This window comes from Nocardioides luteus (assembly GCF_000960475.2).
GTDB classification, from domain to species: Bacteria; Actinomycetota; Actinomycetes; order Propionibacteriales; family Nocardioidaceae; genus Nocardioides; species Nocardioides luteus_A.
Genome location: NZ_JZDQ02000001.1, coordinates 132,103 through 146,146, shown reverse-complemented (window position 1 = coordinate 146,146; position 14,044 = coordinate 132,103). Strand labels below are relative to the sequence as shown.

15 protein-coding genes are annotated in these 14,044 nt (G+C 69.3%); 7 read left to right on the top strand and 8 right to left on the bottom strand.

All coding sequences use genetic code 11. The annotated features are described in order from the left end of the window. Nucleotides 1–52: 52 nt before the first annotated feature. The 3 genes from UG56_RS00765 to UG56_RS00755 all read right to left on the bottom strand — a co-directional run bounded on the left by UG56_RS00765 (nt 53) and on the right by UG56_RS00755 (nt 2,781). Complete coding sequence (locus UG56_RS00765; protein ID WP_143054850.1) at nt 53–274, bottom strand: hypothetical protein; 222 nt, start codon at nt 272–274, stop codon at nt 53–55. Nucleotides 275–418: 144 nt separating this feature from the next. Then, a complete protein-coding gene (gene dxs / locus UG56_RS00760) occupies nt 419–2,317 on the bottom strand; it encodes a 1-deoxy-D-xylulose-5-phosphate synthase (RefSeq protein ID WP_045547193.1) in 1,899 nt (632 codons plus the stop codon). 11 nt (nt 2,318–2,328) lie between these two features. Next, a complete protein-coding gene (locus UG56_RS00755; protein ID WP_045547194.1) occupies nt 2,329–2,781 on the bottom strand; it encodes an NUDIX hydrolase in 453 nt (150 codons plus the stop codon). Between the two features lie 127 nt (nt 2,782–2,908). On the opposite strand from UG56_RS00755, the gene UG56_RS00750 reads away from it, so the two are divergent. Continuing rightward, nucleotides 2,909–3,121 carry a hypothetical protein gene (locus UG56_RS00750; RefSeq protein WP_045547195.1) on the top strand — a complete coding sequence of 71 codons (213 nt, stop codon included), beginning with the start codon at nt 2,909–2,911 and terminating at the stop codon, nt 3,119–3,121. On the opposite strand, the gene UG56_RS00745 is transcribed toward UG56_RS00750, so the two are convergent. Next, nucleotides 3,118–4,353 carry a PucR family transcriptional regulator gene (locus tag UG56_RS00745; protein WP_256206367.1) on the bottom strand — a complete coding sequence of 412 codons (1,236 nt, stop codon included), beginning with the start codon at nt 4,351–4,353 and terminating at the stop codon, nt 3,118–3,120. The genes UG56_RS00750 and UG56_RS00745 overlap by 4 nt on opposite strands. A gap of 224 nt (nt 4,354–4,577) precedes the next feature. Between UG56_RS00745 and UG56_RS00740 the strand changes: the two genes are divergently transcribed. Beyond that, the gene (locus tag UG56_RS00740) at nt 4,578–6,899 is read left to right on the top strand and encodes a molybdopterin cofactor-binding domain-containing protein (RefSeq protein WP_045547196.1); all 2,322 of its coding nucleotides are present in this window, start codon (nt 4,578–4,580) and stop codon (nt 6,897–6,899) included. A 9-nt stretch (nt 6,900–6,908) separates the two neighbouring features. Then, on the top strand, nt 6,909–7,400 hold the full coding sequence (locus UG56_RS00735; protein WP_045547197.1) for a (2Fe-2S)-binding protein: 492 nt from the start codon (nt 6,909–6,911) through the stop codon (nt 7,398–7,400). Between the two features lie 77 nt (nt 7,401–7,477). Here the strand turns inward: UG56_RS00735 and UG56_RS00730 are convergent, their stop codons facing one another. Continuing rightward, complete coding sequence (locus tag UG56_RS00730) at nt 7,478–7,771, bottom strand: hypothetical protein (protein ID WP_045547198.1); 294 nt, start codon at nt 7,769–7,771, stop codon at nt 7,478–7,480. Between the two features lie 54 nt (nt 7,772–7,825). Beyond that, on the bottom strand, nt 7,826–8,128 hold the full coding sequence (locus UG56_RS00725; RefSeq protein WP_045547199.1) for a thiamine-binding protein: 303 nt from the start codon (nt 8,126–8,128) through the stop codon (nt 7,826–7,828). Nucleotides 8,129–8,304: 176 nt separating this feature from the next. On the opposite strand from UG56_RS00725, the gene UG56_RS00720 reads away from it, so the two are divergent. Both UG56_RS00720 and UG56_RS00715 read left to right on the top strand, forming a co-directional pair. Then, a complete protein-coding gene (locus UG56_RS00720) occupies nt 8,305–8,532 on the top strand; it encodes a hypothetical protein (RefSeq protein ID WP_045547200.1) in 228 nt (75 codons plus the stop codon). Beyond that, a complete protein-coding gene (locus UG56_RS00715) occupies nt 8,529–9,215 on the top strand; it encodes a hypothetical protein (RefSeq protein WP_045547201.1) in 687 nt (228 codons plus the stop codon). Before UG56_RS00720 ends, UG56_RS00715 begins: the two co-directional genes overlap by 4 nt. 236 nt (nt 9,216–9,451) lie before the next feature. On the opposite strand, the gene acnA is transcribed toward UG56_RS00715, so the two are convergent. Next, complete coding sequence (acnA, locus tag UG56_RS00710; RefSeq protein WP_045547243.1) at nt 9,452–12,139, bottom strand: aconitate hydratase AcnA; 2,688 nt, start codon at nt 12,137–12,139, stop codon at nt 9,452–9,454. Between the two features lie 280 nt (nt 12,140–12,419). Here acnA and UG56_RS00705 point away from each other — a divergent pair, with 280 nt between their 5' ends. Together UG56_RS00705 and UG56_RS00700 are read left to right on the top strand one after the other, a co-directional pair. Further along, the gene (locus tag UG56_RS00705) at nt 12,420–12,791 is read left to right on the top strand and encodes a hypothetical protein (protein WP_045547202.1); all 372 of its coding nucleotides are present in this window, start codon (nt 12,420–12,422) and stop codon (nt 12,789–12,791) included. Further along, on the top strand, nt 12,778–13,203 hold the full coding sequence (locus UG56_RS00700; protein ID WP_045547203.1) for a hypothetical protein: 426 nt from the start codon (nt 12,778–12,780) through the stop codon (nt 13,201–13,203). The genes UG56_RS00705 and UG56_RS00700 overlap by 14 nt, the downstream gene beginning before the upstream one ends. Here the strand turns inward: UG56_RS00700 and UG56_RS00695 are convergent. Then, nucleotides 13,200–14,018 (bottom strand): arylamine N-acetyltransferase family protein, encoded by an 819-nt coding sequence (locus UG56_RS00695; protein WP_045547204.1) that lies wholly within the window; start codon nt 14,016–14,018, stop codon nt 13,200–13,202. The genes UG56_RS00700 and UG56_RS00695 overlap by 4 nt on opposite strands. Nucleotides 14,019–14,044 lie beyond the last annotated feature (26 nt).

The following is a 14,044-nucleotide window of genomic DNA, read 5'->3' as shown; positions in this document are numbered from 1 at the left end:
TCTCGTCTCCGCTGCCGAGAGCCCGGCGGCGAGAGGTCGGTCCTGGACGGGATCAGGCCTTGTCGGTGGCGACCTTGCCACCCGTGGCGCCCGTCGCCGAGGCACCCGTGGACTGCCGCACCCGAGCGGCCTGCTGGCGACCTGCTGCCTGCGCTGAGCTGCGCCGACCCTCGATCCGCTTGCGGATCACTTCATCCGCCGCCCGGAGATCGAACGGCGCAGACATCTGCTCAGGTGACCAACGGAACTCGGCCACGATGTCGTCATAGAGCATTTGAATCCCCCGAGTGTTTGCGGTGACGTACCGAGGGCCCTCGTCGCCCTCGACGGAGCCCACTCTAAGCCAAAACCGTCCGGACTCCGCCACAGGCTCGACCGGAGAGACCGACCCCGAGGGTCAAAATTCGACCACTCGGCGTCAGAGACTGACGTCTCGGGGCAGCGGGGTGGAGGTCAGGGCACCGAGGCGTTCGATCGTGTCCAGAGCGATCGACTGGGAGGTCAGGCCGATGCTCTCCAGGATCTTGGGCCGCTTGGCGTGGTCGAGGAACTCCTGCGGGATGCCGTGGATCTTCACCGGCGTGCGTACGTCGGCAGCAGTCATGGCCTGCAGGAAGGTGGCGCCGACACCGCCGGTGACGCCGTTGTCCTCGATGGTGACGACGAGGCTGTGGTCGGCGGCCGCCTCGACGAGGGCCGGGTCGACCGGCTTGACCCAGCGCGGGTCGACGACGGTGACACCGATGCCCTGGGCGATCAGCCGGTCCGCGACGCCGACGGCGACCTCCGCCATGGAGCCGACGCCGATCACCAGGACGTCCTTGGTGCCGTTGCGGACCAGCACGTCCGCCTCACCGAGCTTGGCGATCGCGGGGATGTCCTCGGGCGGCGGGCCCTTCGGGAAACGTACGACGGTGGGCGCATCGTCGACGTCGACGGCCTCGTCGAGCAGTTCGTTGAGGCGGGCGATGTCGCGCGGGGCGGCCAGGCGGAGGCCGGGAACGACCTGGAGGAGCGACATGTCCCACATCCCGTTGTGGGAGGCGCCGTCGTCGCCGGTGACCCCGGAACGGTCGAGGACGAACGTCACCCCGGCCCGGTGGAGCGCGCAGTCCATCAGCACCTGGTCGAAGGCGCGGTTGAGGAAGGTGGCGTAGACGGCGAAGACCGGGTGGAGCCCGCCCATGGCCAGGCCCGCGGCCGAGGTGGCCGCGTGCTGCTCGGCGATGCCGACGTCGAAGGTGCGCTCCGGGAAGCGTGCCTGGAACCGGTCGAGACCGACCGGGTGCATCATCGCGGCGGTGATCGCGACGATGTCCTGGCGGCTCTCCCCCAGTCGCACGATGGCATCGGAGAAGTGGTCGGTCCAGATCCGGCCCTTCGGCTTCTCGGCGCCGGTCTGGACGTCGAACGGGCCCGGCGAGTGGAACTGGTCGGCCTCGTGGCGCTCGGCCGGGTCGTAGCCGTAGCCCTTGCGGGTGATCGCGTGCACGATCACCGGGCCGCCGAACTTCTTGGCCGAGGACAGCGCCTGCTCGACGGCGTGCCGGTCGTGGCCGTCGACGGGGCCGACGTACTTCAGGCCGAGGTCCTCGAAGAGCCCCTGGGGCGCGACCGCGTCCTTGAGCCCCTTCTTGACCGCGTGGAGCGCGTCGTAGGCCAGCGCGCCGATCCCCGGCACCGCGTTGAGGCGCCGCTTGACCATGTCGAGCAGGACCTCATAGCGGGGGTTGGTGCGCAGCGAGGTCAGCGCCGTGGCCAGTCCACCGATGGTCGGGGTGTAGGAGCGGCCGTTGTCGTTGACCACGATGACCAGCTTGGAGTCGTGCTGGATCGCGATGTTGTTGAGCGCCTCCCAGGCCATCCCGCCGGTCAGCGCGCCGTCGCCGATGACGGCGACCACGTGGCGGTCCTCGCCCCGGATCGTGAAGGCCTTGGCCAGCCCGTCGGCGTAGGAGAGCGCGGTGGAGGCGTGGGAGTTCTCGACGATGTCGTGGTCGGACTCGGACTGGCTCGGGTAGCCGCTCATCCCGCCCTCGCGGCGCAGCGTGCCGAAGTCGCCGGCCCGGCCGGTGACGAGCTTGTGGACGTAGGACTGGTGGCCGGTGTCGAAGACGATCTTGTCGCTCGGGCTGTCGAAGACCCGGTGCAGGGCCAGGGTCAGCTCGACCACGCCCAGGTTGGGACCGAGGTGGCCGGTGTTGGTGGCCACGGTCCGGATCATCAGGTCCCGGATCTCGCTCGCGAGGAGCTCGAGCTGGTCGTCGGAGAGATCACGAAGATCCTGCGGCGCGGCGATGCGTTCGAGGAGACCCATAGGAGGGGATTCTACGTCTCGACCCTGAGCGCCGCCGACCCGGATAGGGCGGCATGCTGGGGCGATCCGAGGAAGGGCGTCAGCCCGATCCGGGCGGAGTCGCTGAGGTCCAGGTCAGGGACGGTGGCGGGGTCGACGAAGACGATCTGGCGGCCTTCGTGGCACACGATGTCGTCGTCGGTGAGGTCGACGGCGGCTGCGTACAGGTGGAGCTTGTCGTCGGAGTCGGTCTCGGGATGGTGCACGTCGTGGACGGCGACCAGGTGGAGGTCCTGCGGGCGCAGCCGGACCTCGGTCTCCTCCTCGAGCTCGCGGACGGCACCGGTCAGCGGGTCCTCCCCCGGCTCCAGGTGGCCACCGCTGAACGCCCATTTCTCCGGCGCGATCCGCGGGTGCTCGTCACGTTCCTGGAGCATCACCCACCCACGACGGTCGACAAGGATCACGGCGGCGAACTCGGTCATGAGGAGCGAGCCTAGTTGGCCCGCGGGCGGACCGCAGCGCGCGGCCTCTCGCTCGCTACCGACGTGCCGACACTCCTGGAGACATCCGTTGCTTGACTGGGCACAAACCAAGGCAAAGACTGGCGTCATGGCACTGACCAAGAAGCAGAAGAAGGCGATCTTGACCACCGGCGCGCTTGCCGCCCAGGCGGCGGTGGCGCCGGTCATCCTGCGCGACCTGCAGAAGCGCTCCGACGACGAGATCCGCGGACCGCGGCTGCTCTGGCGCCTGTGGGGCAGCACCAACCTGCTCGGCGCGGCGGTCTACTGGTTCTACGGTCGCAAGCCTGCCGCGGTCTAGGTCCTCGCCACACCACGAGGCTCGGTGAGGAGCCGGATCGCGAAGACCAGCTCCTCGACGTCGGCGAAGCGGCGCAGGTCGCACCCGGTGCGCTCGGCGATCCGCTCGAGCCGGTGATAGGCGGTGTTGACGTGGACGTGCAGGCGCTCCGCGGCCAGCTTGGCGTTGAGGTCGCAGGCGACGTACGCCAGCATCGTCTCGATCATCACGCGGTCACGCGCAAGGTCCTCCTCGACGAACTGGCGCAGCGCGGGACGCACCAGGCGGCGAGCGGTCGGGTCCTCGCGCAGCACCAGGTAGTCGATCGTCGAGATCATCGGCAGCGCCATCACGCCGGGATCCGACCCGAGGACCTCGCGAGCGATGCCCGCCTCGGCGTACGCAGCGGGCACGGCGTCCAGGCCGGTGTGCACGGTGCTGGCGCCGACGGCCAGCTCGAAGCCCTCCCGGGCGAGCTGACGGTAGATGCGTCGCATGTCGGGCACGATCGTCCGGACGTCGTCGGTGGCGACGGGCAGGACCCCGACGAGCTGCTCCTGGCGGATCACCGTGACCCCTTCGCGTGAGGGGCCCAGCACGGAGCGTACGTGCCGCAGCGCCTCGCGCAGGCTCCGTCCGGGGCGCAGCGGCCGCACCGGCACCGCGACCAGGACGATGATCCGATCGTCTGGTTCCAGGCCGCACCTGCGGGCCACCTCGAGCATCGGGCCGGGCCGGACCGCTCGCCCGGCGAGCAGGTCCTCGACGAGGTCCCGGCGGATCCGGTCGCCCTCGGCGAGCTCGACCTGATGGGCAGCGAGGTAGGCCTCGGCGGCGACCGTGCTGCCGACCTCGATCACCTGCATCACGTGGGCTGCCACCGGGAGCGCCGCGCGGCTGGTCTCCGGGTCCGCCGCGGCGATCTCGGCGATGCGCTCCCACAACGCGACCTGACCGATGCGGAAGGCCTGCAGGAAGTCCGCCAGCGCGACGCCCTGGCGGACCCGGCGGGTCGCCTGGTCCACGGTGAACCCGAAGTCCTCGCGTACGGCGGGGCGTCCCTCCTCCAGCGTGGTGAGCACCGCCAGGAAGACCGCCTCGGCGTGGTCGCCGACCTCCTTGCGCAGAGCGGGATCAGGGCTGACGGAGTAGGCGGCGACCTGGTCCCAGTTGTTCTTCACGAACAGCTCGACGATGTGCGGGAGGTCCTCCCTGATGCCCGCGACGATGCGTTGGATCGGCTCCGTGCTCATCGCGCTCCCTCGGTGTCTCGCTGGCGGTTGCGGCGTCAACCAGACCAACGCGCGAGTGTGGCGACGGTCACGCCCGAGGCGGCATGTGATCTGTCTCCATGCGCGATGTCGTGCCCTCACACATTTCCCGACGCGCCCTTCCCAATCGAGATCTGCCTGGTGAATGGTGCTATGTGTCGGGGGTCACAAAACTCGGACCCTGCCCACGCCAGGAGTGATTACACATGGGGACGCACAACTCGGAGAGCCCTGCTCGGGTCTCCAGACGCTCGTTCGTCGGATATGTCATCGGCGGCACCACGCTGATCGCGGCCGCCGATCTGGGCCTGACACCGTCGGCAGCCCAGGCGGCGCCGATCCCGTCGGTGCCCCAGGTCCCTGAGCTCTACGATCTCAACGACTTCCTGACCCACTGCGCGATGCCGACCTCGAACCTGATCGCCATCGAGGTCGACGAGAAGGGTCACGCCCACTTCGCGCTGCCACGGATGGAGGTCGGTCAGGGCATCACCACGGCGGTGTCCATGCTGATCGCCGAGGAGCTCGACCTCCCGGTCGACGACGTGCACGTCACCCTGGCGCCGGCCCGCCCCGAGCTGCTCTTCAACCAGCTGACCGGCGGCTCGAACACGATCATCTCGATGTACACCCCGGTGCGCGTCGCCGCCGCCATCGCCCGCAAGGCGCTGCTCGATGCGGCCGCGATCCTGCTCGGGACCACCGCGGCACAGCTGGTCGCCAAGGGCGGCGTGATCAGCGCCCCCGGTGGCTCCTCGGTGACGTACGGCGAGGCCGCCGCCAAGGCCGCGAAGCCGACGACCGAGAAGGTCGAGGTCAAGCTGAAGGAGACCTCCGAGCACGCCGTCGTCGGCAAGCCGCACCGGCGCGTCGACGCACGCGCGGCGGTCACCGGCAAGAAGAAGTTCGCGATGGACCTCGACGTCCCCGACGCGCTGCCCACGATGGTCTGCCGGGCACCCGAGCTCAACGGCACCCCCGTCTCGATCGACAACAAGGGCGACGTCGAGAAGATGCCGGGCGTCACCCACGTCGCGATGATCCCCACCGGCGTCGCCGTCCGGGCCAAGACCTTCGGGCAGTGCATCGACGCCGTCCGCGCGCTCGAGGTCACCTGGAACTCCGGCACCGTGACCACCATGTCGGCCAAGGACATCAAGGCCGAGCTCAAGGCCGGGCAGATCCCGCTCGCGGTGCCGAAGGTCGGCGCGACCTCGGTCGACGGCGAGTTCACCTTCCACTTCCGCAGCGGCTCGGCCCTCGAGCCCAACTGCGCCATCGCCGACGTACGCGACGGGAAGGCCACGATCTGGGGCGGGCTCAAGTCGCCGATCACCGCCCAGGAGAAGATCGCCGACGCCCTCGGCCTGCTGCCCACCGACGTGACGGTCAACGTCGTCCAGGGCGGCGGCTCCTTCGGCCGCAAGCTGTTCTTCGACGCCGCTCTCGAGGCCGCGCACGCGTCCAAGGCGTTCGGGGCACCGGTCAAGCTGATGTGGCACCGCGCCGACGAGCCGCGCCAGGGCCGGGTGCACCCGATGGCGGTCTCCCAGGTCCGGGCGACGGTGCTGGCCGGCAGCGTCCTCACCTTCGAGCAGCGTCACGCCAGCGTGGCCTGCGACTTCACCCACGGTCTCGGGGAGCGGCTGACCGCCGAGGTGGCGGCGCTGCCGACCGGCCTGTCGAACCTGAGCTTCTCAGAGTCGATCTTCATGCTCGCCACCGAGATGCCCTACAACTTCGGGGTCGTCACCCAGCTGCTCAACGAGCCGAAGCCCGCGGTCGACCGGTTCAACACCAGCTCGGTGCGCAACATCTACTCCCCCGACGTCGCCACCGCCAGCGAGCTGATGGTCGACCAGCTGGCCAAGAAGCTCAAGCAGGACCCGGTCGCCTTCCGCCGCAGCTACCTCAAGAGCGACGTCGTCAAGCGGGTCCTCGACCGGGCCGCCGAGCTCGGCGACTGGGGTCGCTCGATGCCCGCCGGCACCGCGCAGGGCATCGCCATCCACAAGGAGTACAAGGGCGCCACCGCCGTCCTCGTCGAGATCGACTGCCGTCCCGAGACGGTCAACCGCGAGGTGCGCAACGCGGTCACCGGCCCCAGGGTCACCAAGGCCGTCGTGGTCGCCGACGTCGGCCTGGTGATCAACCCGGCCGGTGTGAAGGCCCAGATGATGGGCGGCTTCTCCGACGGCATGTGCCAGGCCCTGACCTACAGCAACCACCTGGTCGACGGTCACTTCCTGGAGGCCAGCTGGGACAACTCGGCCTACACCCGGCAGTGGAACACGCCGTTCGAGTTCGAGTGCGAGGTGATGGAGTCGCACGGCAGCCAGCCGGGCGGTGTCGGCGAGGCCGGTGTGGCCGCGTCGATGGCCGCCGTCGCCTGTGCGTACGCACGCGCGACCGGTGAGATGCCCACGGAGTTCCCGATCAACTTCCACAAGCCGCTCCACTTCGAGACCAAGCCCTTCATCCCGTCCGTTCCCGAGTCGCCGACCGACGGCCTCGCCCACACGTACTGAGGACCTGCGATGCCTTCACACACCTTCCAGCTCAACGGCGAGACCGTCACCGTCGACGTCGAGGACGACGTACGCATCCTGTGGGTCCTGCGGGACATCCTCGGTGTCACCGGCCCGAAGTACGGGTGCGGCATCAATGTCTGCAAGGCCTGTACGTCGCACATCAACGGCAAGGCGTTCAACCCGTGCTCGGTGCGGGTCGCCGACATCGGCCCCGACGACGAGATCACCACGATCGAGGGTCTCGCCGACACCGCCCCCGGCGACGGGCTGCACCCGATGCAGGAGGCCTGGCTCGAGCACGACGTCGCCCAGTGCGGCTACTGCCAGCCCGGCCAGATCATGGCCGCGGTCGCCCTCGTCCACAAGGTCCGGGCCGAGGGCCGGGCCATCAACGAGGCCGACCTCGACACGATCCGCAACGTCTGCCGCTGCGGCACCTACTCCCGGATCCGGGAGGCCATCAAGACCGGACAGGACGCGATGGCCCGCGGTCTGTGACCCTCCGCTGAGCTGGCTGGTGCGAGCGGGCCGGATGCCGGCCCCGAGCACCGGTCAGACCGGCGGAGGGGCGTCGGTCAGCGGCCGCTGAGGTAGGGGTCCTCGTGGGGTGACTGTCCCAGCAGCGGTTGCCGACGACGAACGGCGCGCAGCGTTCGCACCGCCAGCACCAGCCAGCAGCCCACGGCGAGCGCCGCGAGGAGCGCGGGGATCCAGTGGTGGAGCAGCGTCGAGGCAGCGACGGCGCACACGAAGCCGGTCAGGTTCGCCACGACGTCGTAGACGGGTGCGATGAAACGACTGTTGATGACGTGGGCGACAGCCACGACCAGCCCGCACGCGAAGGTGACGGCGAGGAGAAGTTCGACCATGGGATCGATTGTCCTGGATCTTCGCGGCCACCCGGAATCGCCGCGGGCGGGGCGTCAGTCCCCGAGCGCTTCTTCGAGCCGCTCGAGCTTTGCGTCGAGCTCGCCCTCGTAGCCGGGCCGGATGTCAGCCTTCAGGACCAGGGACACGCGTGACCCGTACGGAGCGACCGCCTCGGTCGCCCGCTTCACGACGTCGAGGCACGCGTCCCAGTCGCCTTCGATCGTCGTGAACATCGCGTCGGTCCGGTTCGGGAGCCCTGACTCCCTCACCACGCGAACCGCCGCCGCCACGGCGTCCGACACGGACCCGTCGGCGCGACCGGTGCCGCTCGGCGCGACGGAGAACGCTACCAGCATCGGGGCTCCTTCCAGTTCGCCACGCGGACGGCCACCGTGCCATCGCGGTCGTCGCCCGTCGCCGGGCCGATCGAGAACGCTGCGTGCATGTCGAAACACTATCCAAACACTCGGGCGGCCTGCCTATAGTGGCGGCGCCGCGGGCCGAAGGTGCCACCGTCGGCAGGAAGGAACCGATGAGCGAGGGACTCGACCGGCTCGCCGCCACCCTGGGCGTGCCGGCCACGCGGCTCGCGCCGCTGGAGGCGTACGACGACCAGCAGCTGGGCAGGTTCGACGACCTGATCCGCAGCGCGATGACCGCGGAGGACAAGGCGTTCGAGGCCTCCCTCGACGAGGCGCTGAAGCTGGTGCCGAGGATGCTGCGCGGGGTCGTCCAGAAGATGCTCGGAGGTGGCCGATGACCGCCCTGACCAGCGCCCTGGAGATCACCAAGCTCGCCCACGAGATGCACGTGGACGAGGCCGAGCTCGCCTTCCTCGCCACCACCTCGCCCGACGACCTCCGCGACCTGCGCGGGATCGTGTCGCACGCGATGTTCAGCCGTCACGAGTCGCGCGTGAAGGGGCTGGCCGCGGTCAGCAAGAAGCTCCCCGCGGCCGTCACCGCGAAGATCGCCGAGATCGCGATGGGGCCGATGCTCAGCGCCCGGGTGGCCGCGGTGATGGAGCCGGCCGACGCGGCGAAGCTTGCCGGCCACCTGAACCCGGAGTTCCTCGCCGAGCTCTCCGTACACCTCGACCCGAGCCGGGTCGAGGGCATCATCGCCAAGCTCGACGACGCGCTCGTCGTCGACGTCGGGCGCCGCCTGATGGCTCAGGGCCATCTGCTGACGCTGGCCAGGTTCACCGGCGTCGTAGGCGCCGAGACCTCCCTGAAGGTCGTCGACGGTGCCTCCGGCAGCGACATCCTCCAGCTCGCGCTCTTCATCGACGAGCTGTCGGTGATCGACCCCATCCTCGCCGGTCTCCCCGACGAGACGGTCACCGAGCTCGCCGCCGCCACCGACGAGCACGACGAGGCAGCCGAAGCCCTCCTGGCGACCCTCACCGAGGACAGCCGAGCCCGGATCGCCTCACTCACCTGACGCCGAGGCGTCACCCCCGTCGGCCGAGAAGTCACCTGCGTCGGCCGACACGTCACCCCAGTCGGCCGAGACGTCACTCCGGACGGTCGAGACGTCACGCCCTGCCATCTCGGCCGACCCGCGCGACGCCTCGGCCGACGTACGCGACGCCTCGGCCGACGTAGGTGACGCCTCGGCAGGTGCGGAACGGCCCGCCACCCTCGCGGGTGACGGGCCGTTTCGGCAGGTGGTCGGACTCAGGCGTTGACCAGGCTGCGCAGGACGTACTGCAGGATGCCGCCGTTGCGGTAGTAGTTGGCCTCACCGGGGGTGTCGATGCGGACGACCGCGTCGAACTCGACACCGGTGTCGGTGGTGACCTTGACCGTCTTCGGGGTGACACCCTCGTTGAGCGCGGTGATGCCGGTGATCGAGAAGGTCTCCTCACCGGTCAGACCGAGGCTGTCGGCGTTCTGGCCCGCGGGGAACTGGAGCGGGATGACGCCCATACCGATGAGGTTGGAGCGGTGGATGCGCTCGAACGACTCGGTGATGACAGCCTTGACGCCCAGCAGCGAGGTGCCCTTGGCGGCCCAGTCGCGCGAGGAGCCGGAACCGTACTCCTTGCCGCCGAGGACGACCAGCGGGGTGCCGGCCGCGGCGTAGTTCTGCGCTGCGTCGTAGATGAAGCTGACCGGAGCGTCGGGCTGGGTGAAGTCGCGGGTGTAACCACCCTCGGTGCCCGGGGCGACCTGGTTCTTGATCCGGATGTTGGCGAAGGTGCCGCGGATCATGATCTCGTGGTTGCCTCGGCGCGAGCCGTAGGAGTTGAAGTCCCGCTGCTCGACACCGTGCTCGATGAGGTACTTGCCGGCGGGCGAGTCCTTCTTGATGTTGCCCGCGGGGCTGATGTGGTCGGTGGTGACCGAGTCGCCCAGCTTCAGCAGGACGCGGGCACCCTCGATGTCGGTGACCGGGGCCGGGGTCTTGGCCATGCCCTCGAAGTAGGGAGCCTTGCGGACGTAGGTCGACTCCTCGTCCCAGGTGAAGGTGTCACCGGTCGGGGTCGGCAGGTTCTGCCAGCGCTCGTCGCCCGCGAACACGTCGGCGTAGTCCTTCGTGAACATGTCGGAGGAGATCGCGGTGGCGATGGTCTCCTCGACCTCGGCCGGGGTCGGCCAGATGTCCTTGAGGAAGACGTCGTTGCCGTCCTGGTCCTGGCCCAGCGCGTCCTCGAACAGGTTCATGTTCATGTTGCCGGCCAGGGCGTAGGCGATGACCAGCGGCGGCGAGGCGAGGTAGTTCATCTTCACGTCGGGGTTGATCCGGCCCTCGAAGTTGCGGTTGCCGGAGAGCACCGAGACGACGGCGAGGTCGTTGTCGTTCACCGCGGCGGAGACCTCGGGGATGATCGGGCCCGAGTTGCCGATGCAGGTCACGCAGCCGTAGCCGACCAGGTTGAAGCCGACCTTCTCCAGGTAGGGGGTCAGCCCGGCCTTGTCGTAGTAGTCGGTGACGACCTTGGAGCCCGGCGCCAGGGTGGTCTTGACCCACGGCTTGCGGGTCAGGCCCTTCTCGACCGCCTTCTTCGCCAGCAGCGCGGCGCCGATCATGACCGACGGGTTGGAGGTGTTGGTGCAGGAGGTGATCGAGGCGATCGTGACCGCACCGTTCTCCAGCTCGAACTCGGTGCCGTCGGCCAGCTTGACCGGGATCCTCGCGTCGGTCGCCGAGGTGTAGCTCGGCAGGTGACCCTCGAAGGAGGTCTTGGCGTCGGTGAGCGAGACGCGGTCCTGCGGGCGCTTCGGGCCGGCGATCGAGGGGACGACCGTGGAGAGGTCGAGCTCGAGCTTCTCGGAGAAGCGCGGCTCGGCGGCCGGGTCGTGCCAGAGGCCCTGCTCCTTGGCGTACTTCTCCACCAGCGCCAGCTGCTCCTCGGAGCGGCCGGTGAGCTTGAGGTAGTTGATGGTCTCCTCGTCGACCGGGAAGATCGCGATGGTGGAGCCGAACTCGGGCGACATGTTGCCGATGGTGGCGCGGTTGGCCAGCGGCAGCGCGGTCACGCCGGCGCCGTAGAACTCCACGAACTTGCCGACCACGCCGTGCTTGCGCAGCATCTCGGTGATGGTGAGCACCAGGTCGGTAGCGGTCGAGCCCTCGGGCAGGTCGCCGTGGAGCTTGAAGCCGACCACGCGCGGGATCAGCATGGAGACCGGCTGGCCGAGCAGCGCGGCCTCGGCCTCGATGCCGCCGACGCCGAAGCCGAGGACGCCCAGGCCGTTGACCATGGTGGTGTGGGAGTCGGTGCCGACGCAGGTGTCGGGGTAGGCCTGCAGCTCGCCGTCGACCTCACGGGTGAAGACGGTGCGGGCCAGGTGCTCGATGTTGACCTGGTGGACGATGCCGGTGCCCGGCGGGACGACCTTGAAGTCCTCGAAGGCGGTCTGGCCCCAGCGCAGGAACTGGTAGCGCTCGCGGTTGCGCTCGTACTCGATCTCGACGTTGCGCTCGAAGGCCTCGGGCGTGCCGAAGACCTCGGCGATCACGGAGTGGTCGATGACCATCTCGGCGGGCGAGAGCGGGTTGATCTTGGTCGGGTCGCCGCCGAGCTCGGCCGCGGCCTCACGCAGGGTCGCCAGGTCGACGATGCACGGCACGCCGGTGAAGTCCTGCATGATCACGCGCGCCGGCGTGTACTGGATCTCCTTGTCGGGCTCGGCGGTCTCGTCCCAGCCCGCCAGCGCCTTGATGTCGTCGGCGGTGATGTTCGCGCCGTCCTCGGTGCGCAGGAGGTTCTCCAGCAGCACCTTCAGCGAGAAGGGCAGCGACGCGACGTCGAGGCCCTCACCCTTGACCGCATCCAGGCGGAAGATCTCGTAGGACTTACCGTCCACGTCCAGGGTGCTCTTGGCACCGAAGCTGTCCTTGCTGGCCAACGCGTTCATCTCCTTGCTCGCGTCCACAGTGACGTACGTTCTCAAGTCTTTGAGGCCCATCCTGCCCCGGCTACCTGCGCCGGGAAAACAAAGGCTCACCTAACCTTTTGCGACGGACGTGCCGTCGATGTCTTGATATCAAGATACATGATGTCGAACGACATTTCGAATCACCCCGGCGCGCCGTGTTGTGACCACCGCCGCTGACAGCGATTCTCGGATGCTCCATGATGGGTCCGTCCCACCCGTCGGGCCGCTGCTCGTCGGGACCAGTGATGCGAGGAGAGCCTTGAGCACCCTGATCGCCGTCGTGGCGTTGGTGATCGCCCTGGCCGCCGCCGCTGTCGCCTGGCGCCTGCGGCGCGCCAACAAGGCGCTGCGTGCCGAGACCATCGGTCTGCTGTGGCGCCTGGAGCAGGCCGACCTCTCGGCCCCGCGCGCCACCTACGCCGAGCTCCCGCCCGAGGACCGGCTGCTGAGCATCCGCATCCTCAACCCGCTCGAGCTGGCCTCGGCCCAGACCAAGGCGGCCACGATGCTGCACAAGGTGCGGCCGGCGCTGCTCTCGAAGATGGTCTACGACCAGGCCGCCGAGTCGCTGCGCGAGCGGCTCGCCGACGAGGGCGTCGTGGCGGAGGTCAAGGTCCATGCTGGTCGCTAGCCTCGCCCTGGTCGCGGTTCTCGGGGCCGCGGTCGTCGTCGGCCTCGCCTTCGCCGAGCAGCGTCGCCTGGAGCAGGCCCTCGAGGACGTACGCCTCGGGGACCTCAAGGCGCGCACCTCCCGTGCCGAGGCGGAACGTGCCGCCGACTGGCTCGGTCCGATCACCGACCCGATCACGGCACCGTTCGCGGAGGCGACCCGGTCGGTGGCCGGCGCCCTGGCGCGGGTGGTGCCCTACACCGGCCGGCGCGGTCCGCGCGTGCTCAACACGATGCCGGCCACGACCACCGGTGAGCTGCTGGGCAGCCTCGGTCCTCACCTCGACGAGGCCGTGCTGGACCGCCGCCAGCTGATCACCGACCTCTCCGAGGACCCGACCATGGCGCTGCAGATCATCGTGGACGAGCGCTAGTCCAGACTCTCGAGGCGAGCACGGAGACGTGCCCGCTCGTCGTCGGTGAGCGGCACCGCGAGCTCCTCGAGGTAGCCCATCGCCTCGTCGATCCCGATCTCCCGGTGCTCGGTCTCCTCGCCCTCGCGGCGGATGGTGACGGTGTTGTGGGTGAGGCTGACGTGCCGGTCGCCGAGGAGCTTCGTCGTGATCAGACGGTGACGGAAGTGCACCGTCGGGTGGGTGCTGGTGTAGTGATGACCGAGCGCGACGTCGCTGGGCACGACCAGCGCCTCGTCGTGGGTGTGCATCAGCTCCCAGCCGTCGTCCTTGGCCCGCTCCAGCGCCCAGCCGTGCTCGCCGCGCCGCACCCGATAGCCGATGCCGCGGACCTCGTCGACCGCTCCGTCGACCAGCGGGATCGGCCGCCACAGGCTCAGCCCGAAACCGGGGTCGACCAGCAGCCGCTCGCCGTCGAGGTCGATGACGACGACCAGATGCGTACGCCCCGCCGCGGTCGGGTCGGGACCGACCCGCGCGAGCCGCCGTTCGACCGCGAAGCCGAGCCGGTCCAGCACCGCAGCGAGGAGCGTGCCGTGCTCGAAGCAGTAGCCGCCCCTCCCCCGGCCGGCGAACTTCGCCTGGACGTCGAGCAGGTCGACGCCGGGATGCTGCTCGAGCAGCACGTCGATGTTGTCGAAGGTGAAGGTGCGGAGGTGCGCGTCGTAGATCTCCTCGAGCGCCTCACGCGACGGACCGGGCGGCTCGGTCACACCGATCCGCTCCAGGTAGGCGCTCAGGTCGAGCCGGTCGGTTCCCCACAGGTCGTCGCTCACGAGAGCATCTCAACGCCGCCGACCGA

Excerpts from the sequence above, each read along its gene's own strand:
- UG56_RS00715 (WP_045547201.1), top strand. The coding sequence starts at position 8,529 with ATGACCGCCCTGACCAGCGCCCTGGAGATCACCAAGCTCGCCCACGAG.
- UG56_RS00740 (WP_045547196.1), top strand. The coding sequence starts at position 4,578 with ATGGGGACGCACAACTCGGAGAGCCCTGCTCGGGTCTCCAGACGCTCG.
- UG56_RS00730 (WP_045547198.1), bottom strand. The coding sequence starts at position 7,771 with ATGGTCGAACTTCTCCTCGCCGTCACCTTCGCGTGCGGGCTGGTCGTG.
- UG56_RS00765 (WP_143054850.1), bottom strand. The coding sequence starts at position 274 with ATGCTCTATGACGACATCGTGGCCGAGTTCCGTTGGTCACCTGAGCAG.
- UG56_RS00700 (WP_045547203.1), top strand. The coding sequence starts at position 12,778 with ATGCTGGTCGCTAGCCTCGCCCTGGTCGCGGTTCTCGGGGCCGCGGTC.
- UG56_RS00750 (WP_045547195.1), top strand. The coding sequence starts at position 2,909 with ATGGCACTGACCAAGAAGCAGAAGAAGGCGATCTTGACCACCGGCGCG.
- acnA (WP_045547243.1), bottom strand. The coding sequence starts at position 12,139 with ATGAACGCGTTGGCCAGCAAGGACAGCTTCGGTGCCAAGAGCACCCTG.
- UG56_RS00720 (WP_045547200.1), top strand. The coding sequence starts at position 8,305 with ATGAGCGAGGGACTCGACCGGCTCGCCGCCACCCTGGGCGTGCCGGCC.
- UG56_RS00755 (WP_045547194.1), bottom strand. The coding sequence starts at position 2,781 with ATGACCGAGTTCGCCGCCGTGATCCTTGTCGACCGTCGTGGGTGGGTG.
- UG56_RS00735 (WP_045547197.1), top strand. The coding sequence starts at position 6,909 with ATGCCTTCACACACCTTCCAGCTCAACGGCGAGACCGTCACCGTCGAC.
- UG56_RS00725 (WP_045547199.1), bottom strand. The coding sequence starts at position 8,128 with ATGCTGGTAGCGTTCTCCGTCGCGCCGAGCGGCACCGGTCGCGCCGAC.
- dxs (WP_045547193.1), bottom strand. The coding sequence starts at position 2,317 with ATGGGTCTCCTCGAACGCATCGCCGCGCCGCAGGATCTTCGTGATCTC.
- UG56_RS00745 (WP_256206367.1), bottom strand. The coding sequence starts at position 4,353 with ATGAGCACGGAGCCGATCCAACGCATCGTCGCGGGCATCAGGGAGGAC.